This is a genomic window from Morganella sp. GD04133 (assembly GCF_029835375.1).
GTDB lineage: Bacteria > Pseudomonadota > Gammaproteobacteria > Enterobacterales > Enterobacteriaceae > Morganella > Morganella morganii_B.
In genome coordinates this window covers 96,994-117,714 of record NZ_JAODZS010000010.1, presented here as the reverse complement: position 1 = coordinate 117,714, position 20,721 = coordinate 96,994, and the positions used below count along the sequence as shown (strand labels likewise).

The following is a 20,721-nucleotide window of genomic DNA, read 5'->3' as shown; positions in this document are numbered from 1 at the left end:
TTGCCAATAACTCACTACAAGTAAAACTTTTATAGCGCAGAAAGGCAATAGTCAAAGCAAAAACCAGAACTATATGCCATAGTCTATTTCCAAAGCAGCGATTGCTGTTATGTAAGCGTCAATAAACACTATATGATTTGTTTATATTTTAATCAGACATTTTAAATCTGCTGAAATTAACAGCGATTAAATAAAGAAAGCGGCAAAAGCCGCTTTAATGAGAAGATTTAGCAATAAGCCGCGCCGGAATGGTAAAACTGAACTCCGTTCCCTGTCCGGGCTTGCTGGTAATATCCAGATGGGTGTGATGATGCTGTAAAGCGTGTTTTACTATCGCCAGCCCCAGACCGGAGCCACCGGTCTGCCGCGAACGGGATTTATCCACGCGGTAAAAACGTTCCGTCAGGCGCGACAGATGTTCCGCCGGAATGCCCGGGCCGTTATCTTTCACACTGAACACCGCATTACCGTTACGCAGCGCCCAGCTGACCTCAATCAGGGTATTTTCCGGTGTATGATTTACCGCGTTATACACCAGGTTCGACATGGCGCTGCGCAGCTCTTCCTCATCCCCGAAAATCTTCAGTTTGTCATCCACCGTAAAGCGGATCTCCTGCTTACCACGGCTGAGGGTAACAGCTTCCTGCTGAAGCATGATCAGCATCCCCGGCACATCCACGACCTGATCCAGCCCGCTTTTCACCGCCACTTCAATTTTTGACAGCTGCAGAAGCTGTTTAACCATGCCGTCCATACGGCGGGTCTGCTCCTGCATGGTCAGGATCGCTTTTTTGTTCATCGGATTATCAAAATCCTGATCCGCCAGCATTTCCAGATAGCCCTGCAAAACGGTCAGCGGCGTGCGCAGTTCATGACTGACATTGGCGAAAAAATCACGCCGCGAGTTTTCAAGACGACGTTTTTCTGTCACATCACGGGCAACCATCAGTAACTGCCCTTCCGAGTACGGCATGATGCGCAATTCCATCATACTGCCGTTATTCAGTTCCAGGGTCAGCGGCAGGGTATAATCGCCCTGGGTCAGATAGCGGCTGAAATCCGGGTAACGCAGCAGGTTAAAGATGTGCTGCCCGTTATCATCCGGCCAGCGGAAACCGAGAAGGTGCTGGGCATGTTTGTTACACCAGAAAATATTGCCGTCTTCCGTCATCATCACTACGGCATCCGGCAGAGATTCCGCCCCGCTGCGAAAGCGTTTGATCAGGGTGGCGAGTTCACGGCGGCGCTTGCGGTTACGCTGCTGAAGCTGGTAGATACCGTAAAAAATAGGCTCCCAGCTGCTGCGGCCGGGCGGTGGCAGCATACTGCGATCCAGCCACAGCCAGTCGGACAATTTCAGTAAGTTATAGCTGTGCCAGACGGCCGCGGCAAACAGGGCACCGGCCAGAAACCAGCCGGTATAGCCGAAAAAAAGTGACAAAAAGAGAGCCGGAAGGCAAAAAAGCACTAATTCCAGTACAATTTTTTTCCACGAAAGACGCTCAAGCACGCGCGATCCTCTTGCGGTTTAACATTATTATCAGTAACGGACAGAGAAGCGGTAACCCGTTCCCCGGACTGTCTGTATCATTTTATCGTGCCCGTCCGCTTCCAGCGCTTTGCGCAGGCGGCGGATATGCACATCCACCGTGCGATCCTCAACATAGACGTTCTCGCCCCAGACATAGTTGAGCAGCTGTTCACGGCTGTAAACCCGTTCCGGATGGGTCATAAAGAAGTGCAGCAGTTTGAATTCGGTTGGCCCCATTTCCAGCGGATTCTCATTACTGGTCACGCGGTGAGATGCCGGATCGAGTGTCAGACCGTTCATGGCGATAAGATCATCTGCCGCCATCGGGGAGATACGCCGCAGAATCGCTTTAACACGGGCCACTAACTCTTTCGGTGAGAAGGGTTTGGTCAGATAATCATCCGCGCCGGTTTCCAGACCTTTGACACGGTCTTCCTCTTCACCGCGCGCCGTCAGCATCATCACCGGAATTTCCCGCAGCTGACTGTCCCGTTTCATATGTTTGATAACCTGAATACCGGAACCGCCCGGGATCATCCAGTCCAGCAGGACAAGATCAGGGAAAGGCTCCACCAGCCGGGCAATAGCCGCATCATAATCATCTGCCTCGACAGGCTGATAGCCATTCTGCTCCAGTACAAAACAGACCATTTCACGGATAGGTGCTTCATCTTCAACGACTAAAATTCGTCTTGCCATGGCGTTCCCTGTTTACCGTTAATTTCATTTCATCAGACAGTGCCGCGATTATGCGTCACTTTTGTGACAGATTTATGAATATCAGCCGATACCTCAGCCTGCACCGCAAAGATAATGTCATTAAACTGACATACTACACACAAAATGCGTGTCAGATCGTAAAATACTGGACATTCATCCAATATTTATTTTTACCGCCTGATTTCCGTTATACTCTGTTTTCAGTAAACCGCCTAATGCAATACACATTCAGTTCGCCCGGCAGGAATAACCGTATATATGAAAATCATTCACACATCAGACTGGCATCTCGGACAATATTTTTACACTAAAAACCGGCTGCAGGAACATCTGCAGTTTTCAGACTGGCTGATAAACCTGATAAAAGAACAGCAGGCGGAAGCCCTGATTGTCGCCGGAGATGTATTTGATACCGCCTCCCCGCCGAGTTACGCCCGTGAGCTGTATAACCGTTTTGTTGCACAACTGCAGCAGACCGGCTGTCATCTGATTGTGCTTGCCGGTAACCATGATGCCGTTGCCACGCTGAATGAATCCCGTGAACTGATGGCCTGCCTGAATGCGGATGTGATTGCCCGGCCGGATCCGGCGCGGGATCTGATCGTACTTTATAATAAGCAGAACCAACCCGGCGCGATTGTCTGTGCCGTACCGTTTCTGCGGCCGCGCGATATTCTGGAAAGTCAGGCCGGACAATCCGAAGCCGAGAAACAACTGGCGCTGCTGACCGCGATACAGACACATTATCAGTCCCTTTATGACAGAGCGGTGGCAAAACGGACTGAACTGGGCGCGGATGTCCCAATCATTATGACAGGCCACCTGACAACAGTGGGTGCCAAAACATCGGAATCTGTCCGTGATATTTATATCGGCACACTGGATGCCTTCCCGGCCGGTGCGTTCCCGCCGGCGGATTACATTGCCCTCGGGCATATTCACCGCGCACAGTCCATCGGCGACAGCGGCACCATCCGTTACAGCGGTTCCCCCGTCCCGCTCAGTTTTGATGAATCCGGACAGGAAAAAAGTGTTTTTCTCCTGACCCTGGATAACAACCGCATTACAGCGATTGATGCGGTACCGGTGCCCTGTTTTCAGCCAATGGTCTGTCTGAAAGGTGATCTGGATGCCATCAGCCAGGCACTGGAACAGTTTCCTCCCCGTGATGAACACACACAGCCGGTCTGGCTGGACATCGAAATTGCCGGAAGGGATTACCTGCCGGATATTCAGAAACGCATTCAGGCACTGACAGAGCCGCTGGCTGCTGAAGTGCTCCTGCTGCGGCGTGAGCGCAGGCAGATAACCGCAGACAACAGCGAAGCCCTGCGTGAAACCCTGAATGAACTGACGCCGGATGATGTTTTTGCCCGCCGTCTGGCGCTCAGTGATACCGAAGAAGAGGATATTCCGCGTCTCACCACTCTTTTCCGCCGTGTGTGTGAACAGGTTCGTGACCAGGCAGAGAGTGACAGCAGTGAAATCAGTACCGGTACCAGCGGAAAAAACAGTACCCGCACAAACAACCGGAAAGGAAAAAGTGAATGAAAATCCTGACATTACGGTTTAAAAATATCAATTCACTGCAGGGCGAATGGAAGATTGATTTTACGGCAGAGCCCTTTGCCGGAAACGGATTGTTTGCCATCACCGGCCCGACCGGTGCTGGGAAAACCACCCTGCTGGATGCTATCTGTCTCGCGCTCTACCATGAAACCCCGCGCGTAAGAACATCCGCATCCCAGAATGATGTGATGACCCGCCATACTGCGGAGTGTCTGGCCGAAGTGGAGTTTTCCGTCAAAGGAAAAGCATACCGCGCGTTCTGGAGCCAGCGGCGCGCCAGAGATAAAGCCGACGGTAATCTTCAGCCGCCGAAAGCCGAACTGGCTGAGTGCGCCACCGGAAAAATCCTCTCTGACAAACTGACGCAGGTCAGAGAGAGCATTATTGAGATCACCGGGCTGGATTTTGCCCGCTTTACCCGTTCTGTCCTGTTATCACAGGGAAATTTTGCTGCCTTTTTGAATGCCGATGATAATGAACGGGCAGATTTGCTGGAAGAACTCACCGGCACGGAAATTTACCGGCTGATTTCCCGTCAGGTTTATGAAGACTACAAAGCCGCGCAACAGGCGTTGTCTCTGCTGGAAGCGCAGACCGGTGCTATCCGGCTGATGACAGACGAGGAGCGGCTTGCATGCCAGGCTGAACTGACCACTCTGCAAACCAATGAGCAGGCGCAGCTTATCCGCCAGACACAGCTACAGACCGCGCTGCAGTGGTGGCAGCACCGCGACACACTGAACACAGAAACAGAACAGCGGCAGCAGCAGCATGCCGCTGTTCTGCAGCAGATTCAGGATGCACAGCCGCAGCTTGACCGGCTTGCCCGCGCCAAACCGGCGGAAAAATTACGCCCGGCCAAAGAAGCGGTGCAGAGCAGCACGGCGTTATGTACTCAGCTGACCGCCCGTATGCAGGAACTGGCACAGACAGCAGAGAGCACCACCCGCTCACTGCAGCCGCTGGCCGATCAGTGTGAGGAGCAACAACAGTTACTCTGCGGGCTGAAACAGCAGTATCAGCAACTGGAAACACTGGCAGAGAACGACATCAGGCCGCTGGATAACCGGCTGCAGCTGCTGAACAGTCAGTCTGATACACTGAAACAGCACTATCAGACACAATTACAGGAACAGCAGGCACTGCAAAACCAGTCGGTACAGCTTCAGCAACAGCTGGCGCAAACCCGTGACCGTTATGCACGCAGTACACACTTCAGACAGGAAAATGCACAGAAAGCAGAGCTTCCGTCCGCCATTGTTCAGTGGCGGCATGAGCTGCACACCCGGCAGGAATACCGTGCTCAGATATCTGCGCTGACAGAACAGCAGCAGGCGGGGGAGATTCAGCAGCAGTCACTGACCGCAGCACACACAGAAATGGCAGATAAACTGGCTGCCCGCAATCAGTCTGTTCTGCCGCTGAAAACAGAGCTGACCGCCTTACAGACCACACTGCAGCAGGCCCGGCAAACCGAACCGGATCAGCAGTTAACCACGCAACTGCAACAGACCGGTGAAAAACGCGGATTACTGCAAAAACTGGCCTCTCTGGCACCGGAAATCACTCTGCTGACCCGTAACCGGGAAAATCTTCTGCAACAACAGCGCGACTCTCAGGAAGAGATTAAAACGCTGACAGACTGGATCGTACAACAGGAGCCGGTTCTGGCTGACCAGCAGACACATCTGCGTGACCTGACAGCCCGTTATCAGCTGGAGCAAACTATTGTCCGGCTGGAGGCAGAGCGTCAGCGTTTACAGGCCGGAGAGCCCTGTCCGTTATGCGGTAGTACTGATCACCCGGCTGTTACTGACTATCAGCAGGTAACACCGGATGAAACTGCACAGCGCCTGGAAACACTGACACACACTATCAGAGAGGCAGAGAAAACACTGGCAGCGAAGCAATCTCAGCTGGCCTTTACCCGCACACAATACGAAAAACTGGGCAGTACACTGCAGGAAACCGGAGAAGCCCTTGCGGCTCATACTTCACAATGGCAAAAAATCTGTCTTGAGGGCGGATTTGACGCCCCGGCGGATTCCCCGGCATCACTGAATGACATCACTCAGCATTATGACGGGCTGTATCAGCAGCAACAGCGGGCTCTGGAAGCCCGCCGTGCGCTGGAAACCCGGGTATTAACACTGCAAAACCGGTTACAGGCGGAAGACGCTGAGTGTGAACGGCTGTCACAGACATTACAGCGCAACAGTCAGGAACAGCAGTTCCTGGCACAGCAGCAGACGGAACGGGCCACCCGGCTGACACAGCTTCATCAGCAGCAACAGATGCTGGAAACCTCGCTGATGCAAACAGTGACCGCCTTTGGTTACACCATTCCGTCACCGGAAGAAACAACAGAATGGCTGGCACAGCGTCAGCAGGAAAGTGAGCAATTCGCCGCAAATGAACAACTGATACAGCAAAGTACACAGCAACTCGCGGAACTGACCACACAGCAGCAAAATCTGGAGGCACAGCAGGCAAAACTGGCCACACAACTGGCAGAACAATCCGCCGCACTGGCTGCACTGCAACAACAGCACAAAACGGTCACGGAACAACGGCAGGCACTGTTCGGTGATAAAAATATCAGCACGGAATTACAGAAACTGCTTCATCAGCAGCAGGAAACGGAAAACTGCCTGAAAACCCTGACACAGCAGCGCGACAGCCTGCAACAACACCTTGCCGGGCTTCGGGGAGAGGAAAAACGGCTGCAACAGCAGATACTGGATGTGCAGGAACAACACAGCCGGAATCAGCAGATTTTTCAGCAGCAACTGGCAGAAAGTCCGTTTGCCGGTGAGGCTGATTTTCTCGCCGCCCTGCTCAGTGAAGAGGAACATCAGCAGTTACAGACGCTGGAAACAGCACTAAACCAGGCACAGCTGAAAGCCGCCACCAGTCTCGGGGATGCCAAAACCGCGCTCGGGCAGCATCTGTCCGCCCAACCGGAGCCGTTCCGTGAACAGTCCCGGCAACAGCTGACAGAGTTACAGACCGCCGCCGCACAGCAACTGCGGGAACTGAGCAGCCGTCAGGGGGAACTGCGCGGACGGCTGACGGCGGATGATAATCTGCGGGTACAGCAGCGCGATTTACTGGATCAGATCACCCGGTATCAGCAGGACGTCACCGATCACAGCCGACTCAACATGCTGATAGGTTCAGCCGATGGTGCCAAATTCAGCCGCTTTGCCCAGGGGCTGACACTGGATTACCTGATCCATCTGGCGAACCGGCGGCTGGAAAAACTGCATGGCCGCTATGTATTGCAGCGCAAAACGGCGGACAGCCTGGAGCTGCAAATCACCGATACCTGGCAGGCTGACACTCAGCGCGACACCAAAACCCTCTCCGGCGGGGAAACGTTCCTGGTCAGCCTGGCGCTTGCACTGGCCTTGTCTGATCTCGTCAGCCATAAAACACAGATTGAATCCCTGTTCCTCGATGAAGGCTTCGGCACGCTGGATCAGGAAACACTGGATATCGCGCTGGATGCACTCGATAACCTGAATGCCACCGGGAAAACCATCGGCGTTATCAGCCATATTGAAGCCATGAAAGAACGTATTGCGGTGCAGATCTCTGTCAGAAAAATGAACGGACTCGGGATCAGCAAATTGTCGCCGGAATATCGTGTTACAACGGCGTGATATTTTCACGCCGTCAGTACACAATGATTAATTCAATGATATTTATTGGGAATTTTTCTGTTGGCCGAATTTTTTGAAACATAAGGTTAAATATTTTCGGTATGTTTTTTGATTCATTGCTTATATGCTGTTCATCATGAACTGAAGAGAGCGCGGAAACCGGTTTTTCCGACAAAAAATTTAACGGAGAGTAACATGTCTAATTCATTTATCGAGTTAATTAAAAAACGCAGAACAATTTATAGCCTTGGTAATAATCTGCCTGTTTCTCAGGATCGTATCGCTGCTCTCATCAAAGAAGCCGTGAAACACAGTCCGACTGCATTTAACTCACAATCATCACGTGTCGTGGTACTGTTTGGTGAGAACCACAAAAAACTGTGGAACATCGTCAAAGACGCACTGCGCGCCATTGTACCGGCAGACGCATTTGCCGCGACCGAAGGCAAAATTGATAATGCCTTCCTGTCCGGTGCCGGTACTGTCTTATTCTTTGAAGACCAGTCCGTTGTCAAAGGCTTACAGGAACAATTCGCGCTGTATGCGGATAACTTCCCGATCTGGTCTGAACAGGCCAGCGGTATCGCACAGTTTGCTGTCTGGACAGCACTGTCTGAAGAAAATATCGGTGCATCCCTGCAACACTATAATCCGGTGATTGATGAGCAGGTCAGCAAAGCCTGGGATATCCCGGCTGACTGGAAACTGCGCGCACAGTTAGTGTTCGGTTCCATTGAACAGGAAGCCGGTGAAAAAGCCTTTATCGATGATGAAAGTCGCTTCAGAATCTTCAACTAATCTTCCGGACTCAGCGGCGCATTAAGCGCAGCTGTTCCCGGACGCATCAGGCGCTTTACCTGTCATAAAGCGCCGCAATTACCTTCTGTTATCGTGTTAAAATATGCCTTGCCCGCCTTGTGCGGGCTTTTTTTATCAGGCTTTCGGCCACAGCCACGCCGCACCACGGACACCACTGGAGTCGCCATGCACCGCTTTGCGGATCGGCGTATCGCACTCACCACCGAAAACACGGGATCGCATCAGCGCCGGTACCGTCTGATACAGACGATCGACATTACTCATGCCGCCGCCCAGCACAATCACATCCGGGTCCAGCATATTCACGACCTGACCGAGCGCTTTTGCCAGCCGCTGCTCATAATTCACCATCACCTGTTCAGCCGGTAAATCCCCCTGCGACAAGCGGCGGATGATCTCCGCACCTTTGCAGACCTCGCCGGTCAGCGCGGTATAATCAGCCATAAAACCAGTGCCGGAGATAAACAATTCGGTACAGCCCTGTTTACCGCAATAGCAATCTGCCATGCCTTTAAACAGCCGGTCGGCGTCATCCTGCCACGGCAGCGGGTTATGCCCCCACTCCCCGGCCACACCGTTACCACCGCTGTGAACCTGCCCGTTCAGGGCAATCCCCGCACCGCAGCCGGTGCCGATAATCACCGCGAAAACGACCGGAAACCCGGCGCCTGCGCCATCAACCGCTTCGGAGACCGCCAGGCAGTTGGCATCATTAGCGACCCTGACTTCCCGTTTCAGCAATGCACTGAGATCCGCATCAAACGGCTGACCATTAAGCCAGACCGAGTTGGCATTTTTTACCCGTCCGGTGACCGGCGACAGTGTTCCCGGGATCCCCACTCCGACAGTGCCGGTCTCTCCGGTGGCGGTTTCTGCATCGTGAACCAGCCCGGCAATCGCCTGTAATGTCTGCTGATAATCAAAACGCGGCGTATCCGTCCGTTTACGGAATAATTCCTGCCCCTCATTACTGAGTGCAATCACTTCAATTTTGGTGCCGCCCAAATCAATACCGATCCGCATACTGTCCCCTTCTGCTGTGGAGTTACGCTCTGTCTTTCATGTCTCTGATAATGCAGGGCAGCGGCCTGACAATCAAGTTTCCGCGCGAAGGCATTAGAGCAACGCGGCAAGATCCGCTATCATAGCGGGATGCAAATCTCACCGCGCAATGACCGCGCATCATAAAACAGGACTGTCCGATGTGGTTTAAAAATATACTCGTTTACCGCCTTAGCTCACCGTTTCCGCTGTCTGCCGATGAACTGGAAAAACAGCTGGAACACATGGCATTCACGCCGTGCGGCAGTCAGGATATGATGAAAACCGGCTGGGTTTCGCCGATGGGCTCCCGGGGTGATGCACTGACCCACGCTGCCGGTAAACAGATCCTTATCTGTGCCAAAAAAGAAGAAAAAATGCTGCCATCGCCGGTGATTAAACAAGAATTACAGGCGAAAATTGAAAAGCTGGAACATGAGCAGCACCGCAAACTGAAGAAAACGGAAAAAGATTCCCTGAAAGATGAAGTGGTTCATGCGCTGCTGCCGCGTGCCTTCAGCCGTTTCAGCCAGACCGCCATCTGGATCGATGCGGAACGCGGCCTGATTATCGTCGATGCCGCCAGTGCCAAACGGGCGGAAGATAACCTTGCCCTGCTGCGTAAAACACTCGGCTCTCTGCCGGTGATCCCGCTGACCACCAAAGACCCGATTGAACTGACGCTGACCGAATGGGTGCGTTCCGGTGATTTACCAACCGGTTTTGCCCTGATGGAAGAAGCTGAACTGAAAGCCATTCTGGAAGACGGTGGCGTGATCCGCTGTAAGAAACAGGATCTGGTCTCAGACGAAATCGCCACTTGCATTGAAGCCGGAAAATGTGTCACCAAACTGGCACTGGACTGGGAAGAGCGTATTCAGTTCCTGATGTCTGATGACGGTTCCTTTAAACGCCTGAAATACAGTGATGACTTAAAAGACAAAAATGAAGATATCGACCGCGAGGATTTTGCTCAGCGGTTTGATGCTGATTTTATTCTGATGACCGGCGAACTGAGTGCGCTGATCAGCAACACCATTGCCGCCCTCGGCGGTGAAGCGGAGCGCTGAAAACACGATCTGCGGGAAGCCCGGCAACAGGCTCCCGCAGACACCCGCTGTTATGCCCACGGCAGCGGAGCTTTTTCATCGTTACCGTGCTCGCCGTAATAGAGTGACGGCAGAAAACGGGACAAGTAAGTAAACTCGTTATAGCAGTGCTTCATCAGCCCGAAACCAATCTCATCCGGCAATTCCGTCAGCGGATCCGCCAATGACGCTCCGAGTAAAAACCGGCTGCGTAACACACATCCGAACTCAGTATCATAGGTGATATGCAGCATTTTTCCGTCGATCGGGTAACCCAGCGTATCGGTTTTCACATCATCCCCGAACCCGATATGGGCGCAGACAGCACCGGAAATCTGATGAGTCTGCCGTGCAGACGCCAGTTTATCCGCATCAAAGAAATCCAGTGCATCATTGAATTTCAGCGTCGCCCCGACCGGCGGGATCGGCCCGAGAGATTCAACCGCGCGGATTGTCGCCCCGATATAACTCTCCCCTTTTTTCCAGACAGAATCCCAGCCGTGGTGTGCCACATGATCATGCGGATGCCACCAGCGGATATGCTGCGTGGTTTCAAAAAATGTGAACCACCACTCCAGCATTCTTCCTTTGCAGCCGTGCAGATCAGTTCTGACAGAGACTGTCAGCAGCCCCTCTTCGCTGCGTTCCAGCCCCATTTCCATTCTCAGTGGCTCAGGGGATAATAACTGATTAATATCACTCAGTGCCCACGGTAAGTTTTGCTTTTTCGCTGACATATCGTATACTCCATAATTAAGAAACGATTTTCGTTTCCTAATTAATATTGTCCCGCCACGGACATTTGTCAATTGAGGATCGCACGTATGGCTAATCATGAACCTGCCACAGAATCCCGCGGACGGGGACGCCCGGTTGTCCCGGAAGAAGAACTGATTGCGAAAATCCGGGAGGCATCACTTAGTTTGTTGTTATCACAGGGGTATACCGCGATGACGATGGATGCGGTAGCAAAACAGGCGGGGGTCTCCAAAAAGACGCTGTACCGGTTCGCTGATAACCGCGAAGATTTGGCAGAGCAGATAGTGCGCGGCTGGACGGATTCCTTTGTGCCGCTGTTTATGCAGGACGCAAAGACTAAAGATGATTTTTATCAGCTGCTTGAAAATAACCTGACCATCATGAGCCACAAGGTGCTGAGTGCTGAGGCGGCGGGATTATTTTGTTTACTGAGCAGTGAATTTCCCGGCCGGGAGTTATTACTGACCCGCTATCAGGCAGGCGGAATTGAGCGCGGACGTGCGCTTCTGACGGAATGGCTGTCCCGCCATCAGGACTTCCTGCCGCTGCCGGATGCAGCACAAACCAGTGATTTGCTGTTATCGATGGTGATGGCAGAGCCGCTGCGCCAGATTGCCCTGAAACTGGCACCACCGGCACCGGATTACCCTGTACAGGCGCGGATCCGTGCTGCGGTGGCATTACTGAAACGCTGACGGACACCGGCGGGTAACCGGTGTCCGGAACCGCATTATTTCTGTATCAGATAGCGGATTGTCGGCCCGTCCTGCTGGATGGATAACACGGTATAGCCATGGTTTTTGGCATCCAGCGGAATATTATTGATGGACTGCGGGCAGTCACTCACCACTTCCAGGATCTCCCCGGATTTCAGTGACGGCATGGCTTCAAGGGTCGCTACTGCCGGATACGGGCACGGCTCACCAACCATATCCAGCCGGTAATCCGGCACAATTGCAGTATTTTCGGTATTCATGGTGTGCTCCTTAGTGTGCAGCAGAGGCGACAGCGTCAGCCTGGTTTTTCCGGCGGAAGAAGCGCTTCTCCCACATCAGTAACAGGACAAAGGCAAAAGCGAGTAATCCGTAAGTCACCAGCAGACCACCGGCCGGGCCGAAGGTATCCAGCAGGTTGACTTTGTCGTAGTCAGTCGCCAGCCACGGTGCCACGGAATCCCAGTAATAGGCCAGGATCGTCGCGCCGATAATATTGCCCAGACCGACCCACCAGAAGTGCACCTGACCTTCCACGGCACGGTACATCCAGCCGGTTTCACAACCCCCTGCCAGCACAATACCGAAGCCGAACAGCAACCCACCGATTACGGCGTTAGGGCCTGCCCAGAATATTTTCGGCTCTGCGCCCAGTTGCACATAGCTGTAGATGCCGATAGCACTGACGGCCATACCGAGGATAATGGCTTTTGCCATCTGGGTGCGCCCGGTGATCCAGACATCACGGAATGCGGAGGTAAAGCAGATTTGCGCCCGTTCAATCAGCAGACCGAATCCGATACCGAACAGCATCGCCATACCGAGTTTCGGGGATTTAAACAGCGTGAACAGAGACCAGGTGACACACAGCAGGAAGATCAGCATACCGAGACGAAAACGGCGTTTCGCCCGCTGCAAATCCTGTGTCAGCGGCGAGGCTTTGCTGACTTTTTGCAGTTTGACCGGAATGCGAAACATCGGCAGCAGCGTGAATTTCGCGCCGAAGTAAGAGCCTGCGGCGGTTGCCAGAGCAAAGAACCAGGCATGCAGGGAAAATTGCGGGATACCGGTAAAGAACGCCGCCAGGTTACACCCCATTGCAAGACGTGCCCCGAACCCGGCGATAATCCCGCCGATAACGGCCTGCCAGATACGGATTTTGTGTTGCGGAAGGCGGATTTTGACGTTGTTAGCCCATAAGGCAGCGGCGATACAACCGGCAAACATACCGATAATCATCATGCCGTCGATACGATCCAGGGGCGAGCCCTGCAAACCGATCACCTTAAAATACCCCCAGTTTTCCGGATGAGCGCCGAACAGTTGCAGAATGTGTCCGCCCCAGCGCGTAAACTCTCCGGTGACCGCCCAGAATGTGCCTGTTAATCCGAAGTAGTAAGCGGATAAGATGCCGGCGGCGATCACTGCGGGCAACGGCTGCCAGAACCTGACAAGATACGTTGATTTAAATGTAGACCAGTTCATTTTTTTACCAAAAAAAAATCCCGACAGCGTCGGGAATCGATGTCGGAGTACGTGTGTACCAGTAGGATCGTTATATGTGATCCACCGGAGAATCATACTCCTGTTGAGATAATTAGCTTATTAATATTTTTAAAAATACTGACATGTCCCCGGCGCTTTACGCTTTCCTCTTTTTACCGGTCAGGTCTTCTGAATACTCACTGTGTGCCGGAAAGAATAAAACATCAAACCATCTTCTTTCAGATTCGGGCTGCGGGATAACCGACAAAGCGGAAAGACGCTGACACGTCCCTGTTCGCTCGGATCGCGCCATCCCTGGCGCTTGACGCTTTCCTTTTTTTGCCGGTTAGTCCCTCATATACTTCAACTCTGTTAAAAACAGAAAAATCAATCTGCTAAATCATCCGGTTTGTGGCAAGGCGGCGAAGTGAGGATATCCCCGGGAGCATACATCAGTATGTGACCGGGGTAGCCGAACGAAGCCAACACAGCCACGGGCCGGAGGATGAAGCAGATTAGCAGATGCGGGGCAGCGGCTCGTTATACGGCAGATCCAGCAACCTCGTTGCGCCGAAAATCCCCTGTACCTTCACCTGTTTTGCTTCTGTTACCTGCCCGATGGTACAGGCGTCCTGACCCAGCGGGCTGTTACGGAGGGCTGCCAGCACCGCAGCTTCAGCTTCCGGAGCTGTGACAATCACCACTTTACCTTCATTGGCAAAATTGAGTGCCTCCAGCCCCAGCAGTTCGCACACACCGCGTACGGCGGTTTTCAGCGGCAGTTTCTGTTCTTCAATATTCATACCGCACTGTGAAGCATCGGCAAACTCATGCAGGATAGCGGTGACGCCGCCACGGGTGGCATCACGGACAGCTCTGACGCCGTCGATTGCCCGCAGCGGTGCGAGCATCGGTTCCAGCACTGCGCAGTCGCTGCGCAGATCCGCATCCAGCCCGAGGTTTTCACGCAGATTGAGGATCGCTGCACCGTGGTCGCCCAGTGTGCCGCTGACAATAATTTTATCCCCCGGACGGCATTGTGCCGCCGCCCAGTTCAGCCGGTGCGGGATGACACCGATACCGGCGGTATTGATAAACACTTTGTCTGCCGCACCGCGCGGCACCACTTTGGTATCACCGGTCACAATCTGAATACCATTGGCTTTTGCGGTTTCTGCCATGCTGTTAACCAGCTGAGAGAGGATCTCAAACGACAGCCCTTCCTCAAGGATAAATCCGCAGGAGAGATAGCGCGGAATTGCGCCGCCGACAGACAGGTCGTTGGCGGTGCCGCATACGGCCAGCTTACCGATATTGCCGCCGGGGAAAATAATCGGATCAATCACATAGCTGTCGGTACTGAACGCTAGGCGATCACCGGCAGCCTGTAATTCTGCCAGCGGTATTCGTGCCTGGTCTTCTTTTTCATTCAGATACGGGTTGGAAAATGCCTGTAAAAACAGAGAGTCGATCAGTTGCTGCATTCCCTGTCCGCCGTTGCCCTGGGCCAGGGTAATTTCAGTAATGGGTTTCATATTATTCTCCGCGCCGGTACTGATAATACGCTGCGCAAGCCCCTTCAGAGGAGACCATCAGTGCGCCGAGTGCTGTTTCCGGTGTGCATGCGTTGCCGAACAGCGGGCAGTCCGCCGGTTTGCAGCGACCTGTTAATACATCCCCGCAACGCGCTTGCGGGTTATCAGCAACAGACTGCGGCTGCGGCCGGAAGCGACGTTCAGCATCAAATTCATGGTAAGCCGGTGTCAGCTGGATACCCGAGTCCGCAATATTCCCCAGTCCGCGCCACTCACTGCTGGCTTTCAGTTCAAAGACTTCCGCCAGTGCTTTCTGTGCCAGCAGATTTCCCTGCTCCGGCACAATGCGGCTGTACTGATTTTCCACCGCCATCGGCGCGTGGTTATCCTGTGCCTGTTTCTTCAGCTGGCGGATAACCATCAGAATAGCTGTCAGCAGATCCAGCGGCTCAAAGCCGGTCACCACAAACGGTTTGGCGAATTCATCACACAGCGGCTGATACGGCGTGCAGCCAATCACCATACTGACGTGCCCCGGCGCGATAAAGCCGTCGATAAACACATCTTTCTGCTCCAGCAGTGTGCGCAACGTCGGGATAATCGTGATGTGCTGACAAAAAACGGTGAAGTTTTTCAGTCCGTTTTTTTTCGCCAGCTGTAAGGTCGCCGCCGTGCCCGGCATGGTGGTTTCAAACCCCAGTCCGAAGAAAACAACCTCTTTGTCCGGATTATCACGGGCAATGGTCAGCGCATCCAGCGGGGAATAGACAATGCGGATGTCGCTGCCGTGACGGCGGGCATCCAGCAGTGAACCGCCGCGACCGGGAACGCGCATGGCATCCCCGAACGTACAGAAAATCACCCCCGGACGGGCCGCGATTTCCAGACAGGCATCAATACGCCCCATCGGCAGCACACAGACCGGGCAGCCCGGCCCGTGCACAAATTCCACGGAATCGGGCAGCAGTTTATCCAGCCCGAATTTAAAGATGGCGTGCGTATGACCGCCGCACACTTCCATAATCTGCAAAGGCTGTTTCAGCGGGTGCGGCCATGAGGCCATCTCTTCCCGGATCTGCGCCAGCAGCTTTTCTGCCAGCGCCGGATCACGGAATTCATCGACAAAACGCATAGAAATCCCTTATTCCGCCGTACTGCGCTGCTGATTCACATCACTCAGGCGATCCTGCAACCAGGCAACCCATTCATCCATCCCTTCGCCGGTGGTGGCCGACAGCACAATCACATCGATATCCGGGTTCACACGGCGTGCCGCATTCACACAGGCTTCAATATTGACATTCACATACGGCAGCAGGTCGATTTTGTTAATCAGCATCAGGTCTGCGGCAGCAAACATATGCGGGTATTTCAGTGGCTTATCTTCCCCCTCTGTTACGGACAAAATCGCCACTTTATGCTGTTCTCCCAGATCAAAACCGGCCGGGCAGACCAGGTTACCGACGTTTTCGATAAATAACAGGCTGTTATCTTTCAGCCCGAGGTGATGCATCGCATCATGCACCATCTGTGCATCGAGGTGGCACCCTTTGCCGGTATTGACCTGAATCGCCGGTACGCCGGTCGCGCGGATACGTTCCGCATCATTGGTGGTTTGCTGATCCCCTTCAATCACGGCACAAGGGACTTTGTCTTTCAGGTAATTGAGTGTGCGGGTCAGTAATGTGGTTTTGCCGGAGCCGGGGCTGGACACCAGGTTCAGCGCCAAAATGCCCTGCTCCTGTAAATGCTCGCGGTTATGGACGGCGATTTGGTTGTTTTTATCCAGCACCCCCATTTCAATCTGCACCATCCGTTTCTGGGTCAGGCCCGGCGCGTGTGTGCCCGCTTCGCCCATCCCGTAATGCATATTGTCTTTATCAATTACCGGCGCAAAGGCCGCTGCGTGGTCGTGGTCATGACCGTGGTCGTGCGCATGTTCATGATCATGTGAATGATGATGATCGTGAGCATGTGCGTGTGCGTGCTCATGCTCTTCACCGGCTTCACGACCGTCATAATAGTAGTGATTTACATCGCCGTTATGATGGTAGTGGTGGTGATGAATAATGATAGGGCGGGAATGGTTGTCATGGTCATGATGATGGTGATCATGGTGATCGTGGCTGTGACCTTCAATCTGCACGTTTCCTTCGCTGCAACCGCATGTGCTGCACATAATCCTGACTCCTGCTCGATTTATTGGCTCCGGCGCGGCATTGTGGTCAGACTCGTGACAGGTGCGGAGCATCTGATCACGCTGTGTCGGGCAGTCAACATAAATAAAATATTACACATAAAAGCCGGTAAACCATTACCGGCTTTTATGTATCCGTTATTAATTATATTAGTAACAAATCTGCGGAGTGCCCGCTTTGACTTTGCGCAGGTCAGATGGATTTTCCCTGCGCAAAGAGTGATGTGTTTACGCGAAACTCAGTGGACAAAAACCACGTAAACGGCTGCAGCCACAATAAAGCGGTAGATAGCAAACGGGATAAAGGAGATACGTTTAATCAGTGACAGGAAGGTTTTCATGGCAATCAGCGCCACAATAAACGCCGCCAGGAAACCAACCGCAAACATCGGGATATCTGAACTGCCCAGGAAATGCCAGCTCTTGTACAGATCCAGCGCTGTCGCGCCCATCATCATCGGTACCGCCAGAATAAAGGAAAATTCTGATGCGGTGTAACGGTTGATCCCCATCAGCATACCGCCGGAAATGGTGGCACCCGAGCGGGAGAATCCCGGCCACAGTGCCAGGCACTGGAAACAGCCGATAGCAAACGCCTGACGGTAGCTGATATCATCAAGACCTGTGGCCTGCACCTTCTTCGGCTTAAAGACTTCCGCCACAATCAGCAGGATACCGCCCGCGACCAGCGCGTACATCACATTCACCGGGTTAAACAGGGACTTGATCTGATCCCGCAGCAGTAAACCAAGAACCACCGCCGGTAACATAGCAATAATAATATGGAGTAAATTCAGTTTTCCCTGCGTCTGTCCTTCATGGGGAACCCGGCCGAAGTGAATGCCGATAAGCGCAAACATCCGCCGCCAGAACAGGAAAACCACCGCCAGGATGGAACCTAGCTGAATAACCACTTCAAACGTTTTTGCTTTATCGCCGGTAAAGCCGATAAGCTCAGCAACAATAATCATATGACCGGTTGATGACACCGGCAGGAATTCGGTTAACCCTTCAACAACCCCGAGAATCAATGCATGCAGTAAACTTGTGATATCGCCCATATAACGCCCTGTATGGCAGATAAAATAAGGCACTCCCGGACGCGGGAATGCCGGATACGGAGGACAGCATATGACGCAAGTGTGACAATTTCATGACACCCTCAGCGCTTTTATGACAGTTCCGCTGACGGCATTATGACAATATCAGGCCGCACGTCGTTCAATAATAACACCCACTTCTTCCGCCTGCGCCACCGCCCCCGGTTTAGCCACACGAATACGCACCCACGGTGTAGCGAACTCTGTCAGCAATAATGACGCCACTTCTTCCGCCACACGTTCCACCAGCGCGAACGCTCTTGTCTGTACATAATCCAGAATAGCGGTGCTGACACTGGCATAATCGAGACAATGTTCCACATCGTCACTCTCAGATGCGCGTTTGTTATCCCAGTGCATTTCGATATCGAGCACTAATTTCTGCGTAATATCCTTTTCCCAGTCGTAAGCACCAATCGTTGTAAAAACAACAAGTTTCTTAATAAAAACAACATCCATCCGCAATTACCCCGTTTTTTTATGCTCATCGGATATCACTTCCCATGAAATATGCGTATTATCCATGGAGGCCAATAACTGTAATTTACCGTCTGTCAGGAGAGAAGCATGAGTGGAATCGCGCTTGGTATGATCATCTTCGCTTATCTGCTGGGATCAATTTCCAGTGCGATCCTGATCTGCCGTCTTGCGGGACTGCCGGATCCGCGGCATCACGGCTCCGGAAACCCGGGGGCGACCAACGTGCTGCGCATCGGCGGCAAACTGGCAGCTGCCGGTGTCCTTATCTGCGACGTTCTCAAGGGTATGCTGCCGGTCTGGCTCGCCTACCTCCTGCAAATACCGTATTTTTACCTCGGCATTATCGCCATTGCTGCCTGTTTAGGCCATATTTATCCGGTATTTTTCCACTTTAAAGGCGGAAAAGGCGTGGCAACGGCATTTGGTTCGATTGCCGCCATCGGCTGGGATCTGACCGGACTGGTTGCCGGCACCTGGCTGCTGACCGTGCTGCTGAGTGGTTACTCATCATTAGGCGCGATTGTCAGTGCGCTGGTGGCACCGTTTTATGTCTGGTGGTTCAAACCGGAGTTTACCTTCCCGGTTGCCATGCTCTCCTGTCTGGTGCTGATCCGCCATCATGACAATATCCAGCGGTTGTGGCGCGGGCAGGAAAGCCGCATCTGGCAGAAGCTGAAGAAAAAGCGGGCCAAAACGGATAAAGAGATAATCCAGGAAGCGAAAGAGCAGGAAAAAGAGGATTAAAAAAGGCGCTGAAGCGCCTTTTTTGTGTCCGGAGATTATTTGTCCAGCGGCGGTAACTCAGCCAGCGGCCAGCGCGGACGGACGGTCACCCCTAACTCACTGCGCATCCCGCCTTTGAAGCGGATCATCCCGGCCAGTGCAATCATCGCACCGTTATCCGTACACAGCTCAGGACGGGCATAGAATGCCTCTCCGCCCAGTTTTTGCAGTGTCTGCGCCATGCGTTCACGCAGTGTGCGGTTTGCACTCACACCGCCTGCCATCACCAGCCGTTTAAAACCGGTCTGCTCCAGCGCGCGTTTGCATTTGATTACCAGCGTATCCACCACCGCATCTTCAAAAGCACGGGCGATATCTGCTTTAGTCTGGTCTGAATCATCATTCTGACGAATGGTATTGGCAGCAAAGGTTTTCAGCCCGGAGAAGCTGAAATCCAGCCCCGGCCGGTCGGTCATCGGACGCGGGAAGGTAAAACGCCCCGGTGTGCCCTGAGCTGCCATGCGTGACAGTGCAGGCCCGCCCGGATAATCCAGCCCCAGTAATTTGGCTGTTTTATCAAAGGCTTCCCCGGCTGCATCATCGATAGATTCACCCAGCAGCGTGTATTCACCGATACCGGTCACACTGATTAACTGCGTGTGACCGCCGGATACCAGCAGCGCGACAAACGGAAATTCCGGCTTATGTTCTTCCAGCATCGGTGCCAGCAGATGGCCTTCCATATGGTGAACCGGCACCGCCGGGACATCCCAGGAGAACGCCAGCGCACGGCCGACTGTTGCCCCGACCATCAGCGCCCCGACCAGCCCCGGTCCTGCGGTATAGGCCACCGCATCAATATCCTGTGCCGTCAGACCGGCCTCTTTCAGTGCGGCCTGAATCAGCGGCACCGTTTTCCGGATATGGTCACGGGATGCCAGTTCCGGCACCACGCCGCCGTAATCCGCGTGGACTTTGATCTGGCTGTATAACTGATTAGCCAGCAAACCGGCTTCATCATCATAAATTGCGATTCCGGTTTCATCGCAGGACGTTTCAATGCCTAACACTCGCATGGGACTTAACTCGCTGGAACAAAAACTGACGGGACTGGCGGCGGACAGCAGGAAGCACATCCGTCTCCGCAAAGAGTGCAGTGTATCACCATAATGGCGTGCTGACAGGTATTAAGGTGAAATACGGGGCTTTTCTGCCGTATTTTTATTCAGCAAAAACCGCTTATTCACAGGATGAACACAGTTATCCACACACTTTCCCCCTGCATAACAGATTTCT

Annotated in this window: 18 protein-coding genes; 6 read left to right on the top strand and 12 right to left on the bottom strand. The window is 53.2% G+C overall.

What is annotated here, in order from left to right:
- Nucleotides 1-214: 214 nt before the first annotated feature.
- Both phoR and phoB read right to left on the bottom strand, forming a co-directional pair.
- Complete coding sequence (phoR, locus tag N7387_RS06575; protein ID WP_262859065.1) at nucleotides 215-1,510, bottom strand: phosphate regulon sensor histidine kinase PhoR; 1,296 nt, start codon at nucleotides 1,508-1,510, stop codon at nucleotides 215-217.
- 30 nt (nucleotides 1,511-1,540) lie between these two features.
- Nucleotides 1,541-2,230, bottom strand: a complete 690-nt coding sequence (gene phoB / locus N7387_RS06570) for a phosphate regulon transcriptional regulator PhoB (protein WP_262862501.1) — start codon at nucleotides 2,228-2,230, stop codon at nucleotides 1,541-1,543.
- 279 nt (nucleotides 2,231-2,509) lie between these two features.
- Between phoB and sbcD the strand changes: the two genes are divergently transcribed.
- The 3 genes from sbcD to N7387_RS06555 all read left to right on the top strand — a co-directional run bounded on the left by sbcD (nucleotide 2,510) and on the right by N7387_RS06555 (nucleotide 8,283).
- On the top strand, nucleotides 2,510-3,802 hold the full coding sequence (sbcD, locus tag N7387_RS06565) for an exonuclease subunit SbcD (RefSeq protein WP_279797872.1): 1,293 nt from the start codon (nucleotides 2,510-2,512) through the stop codon (nucleotides 3,800-3,802).
- Nucleotides 3,799-7,485: an AAA family ATPase gene (locus N7387_RS06560; protein ID WP_279797871.1), complete on the top strand. Its 3,687-nt coding sequence runs from the start codon at nucleotides 3,799-3,801 to the stop codon at nucleotides 7,483-7,485. Before sbcD ends, N7387_RS06560 begins: the two co-directional genes overlap by 4 nt.
- 195 nt (nucleotides 7,486-7,680) lie before the next feature.
- Entirely contained in the window at nucleotides 7,681-8,283 is a 603-nt protein-coding gene (locus N7387_RS06555; protein WP_279797869.1) for a nitroreductase family protein, read from the top strand.
- Nucleotides 8,284-8,418: 135 nt separating this feature from the next.
- On the opposite strand, the gene mak is transcribed toward N7387_RS06555, so the two are convergent.
- On the bottom strand, nucleotides 8,419-9,327 hold the full coding sequence (mak, locus tag N7387_RS06550) for a fructokinase (protein WP_274371570.1): 909 nt from the start codon (nucleotides 9,325-9,327) through the stop codon (nucleotides 8,419-8,421).
- Between the two features lie 179 nt (nucleotides 9,328-9,506).
- Between mak and rdgC the strand changes: the two genes are divergently transcribed.
- Nucleotides 9,507-10,415: a recombination-associated protein RdgC gene (gene rdgC, locus N7387_RS06545; RefSeq protein ID WP_025151776.1), complete on the top strand. Its 909-nt coding sequence runs from the start codon at nucleotides 9,507-9,509 to the stop codon at nucleotides 10,413-10,415.
- Between the two features lie 50 nt (nucleotides 10,416-10,465).
- Here rdgC and N7387_RS06540 read toward each other — a convergent pair whose 3' ends face one another.
- A complete protein-coding gene (locus tag N7387_RS06540; RefSeq protein WP_279797868.1) occupies nucleotides 10,466-11,170 on the bottom strand; it encodes a hydrolase in 705 nt (234 codons plus the stop codon).
- A gap of 87 nt (nucleotides 11,171-11,257) precedes the next feature.
- Here N7387_RS06540 and N7387_RS06535 point away from each other — a divergent pair, with 87 nt between their 5' ends.
- Nucleotides 11,258-11,887: a helix-turn-helix domain containing protein gene (locus N7387_RS06535; RefSeq protein WP_279797867.1), complete on the top strand. Its 630-nt coding sequence runs from the start codon at nucleotides 11,258-11,260 to the stop codon at nucleotides 11,885-11,887.
- 35 nt (nucleotides 11,888-11,922) lie between these two features.
- On the opposite strand, the gene yedF is transcribed toward N7387_RS06535, so the two are convergent.
- The 7 genes from yedF to folB all read right to left on the bottom strand — a co-directional run bounded on the left by yedF (nucleotide 11,923) and on the right by folB (nucleotide 18,681).
- Nucleotides 11,923-12,168, bottom strand: coding sequence for a sulfurtransferase-like selenium metabolism protein YedF (gene yedF / locus N7387_RS06530; RefSeq protein ID WP_045137999.1), 246 nt, complete (start codon nucleotides 12,166-12,168; stop codon nucleotides 11,923-11,925).
- A 10-nt stretch (nucleotides 12,169-12,178) separates the two neighbouring features.
- A complete protein-coding gene (gene yedE / locus N7387_RS06525) occupies nucleotides 12,179-13,390 on the bottom strand; it encodes a selenium metabolism membrane protein YedE/FdhT (RefSeq protein WP_279797866.1) in 1,212 nt (403 codons plus the stop codon).
- Between the two features lie 515 nt (nucleotides 13,391-13,905).
- Entirely contained in the window at nucleotides 13,906-14,925 is a 1,020-nt protein-coding gene (gene hypE / locus N7387_RS06520) for a hydrogenase expression/formation protein HypE (RefSeq protein ID WP_279797865.1), read from the bottom strand.
- A gap of 1 nt (nucleotide 14,926) precedes the next feature.
- Complete coding sequence (gene hypD / locus N7387_RS06515; RefSeq protein ID WP_279797864.1) at nucleotides 14,927-16,057, bottom strand: hydrogenase formation protein HypD; 1,131 nt, start codon at nucleotides 16,055-16,057, stop codon at nucleotides 14,927-14,929.
- Nucleotides 16,058-16,066: 9 nt separating this feature from the next.
- A complete protein-coding gene (gene hypB, locus N7387_RS06510) occupies nucleotides 16,067-17,104 on the bottom strand; it encodes a hydrogenase nickel incorporation protein HypB (protein WP_279797863.1) in 1,038 nt (345 codons plus the stop codon).
- A 257-nt stretch (nucleotides 17,105-17,361) separates the two neighbouring features.
- Complete coding sequence (gene bacA, locus N7387_RS06505) at nucleotides 17,362-18,183, bottom strand: undecaprenyl-diphosphate phosphatase (protein ID WP_262859055.1); 822 nt, start codon at nucleotides 18,181-18,183, stop codon at nucleotides 17,362-17,364.
- A 144-nt stretch (nucleotides 18,184-18,327) separates the two neighbouring features.
- Nucleotides 18,328-18,681: a bifunctional dihydroneopterin aldolase/7,8-dihydroneopterin epimerase gene (folB, locus tag N7387_RS06500; RefSeq protein ID WP_262882014.1), complete on the bottom strand. Its 354-nt coding sequence runs from the start codon at nucleotides 18,679-18,681 to the stop codon at nucleotides 18,328-18,330.
- A 108-nt stretch (nucleotides 18,682-18,789) separates the two neighbouring features.
- Between folB and plsY the strand changes: the two genes are divergently transcribed.
- Nucleotides 18,790-19,446, top strand: a complete 657-nt coding sequence (plsY, locus tag N7387_RS06495; protein ID WP_004240442.1) for a glycerol-3-phosphate 1-O-acyltransferase PlsY — start codon at nucleotides 18,790-18,792, stop codon at nucleotides 19,444-19,446.
- Between the two features lie 35 nt (nucleotides 19,447-19,481).
- Here the strand turns inward: plsY and tsaD are convergent, their stop codons facing one another.
- Nucleotides 19,482-20,501, bottom strand: a complete 1,020-nt coding sequence (tsaD, locus tag N7387_RS06490) for a tRNA (adenosine(37)-N6)-threonylcarbamoyltransferase complex transferase subunit TsaD (RefSeq protein WP_279797861.1) — start codon at nucleotides 20,499-20,501, stop codon at nucleotides 19,482-19,484.
- Between the last annotated feature and the right edge of the window lie 220 nt (nucleotides 20,502-20,721).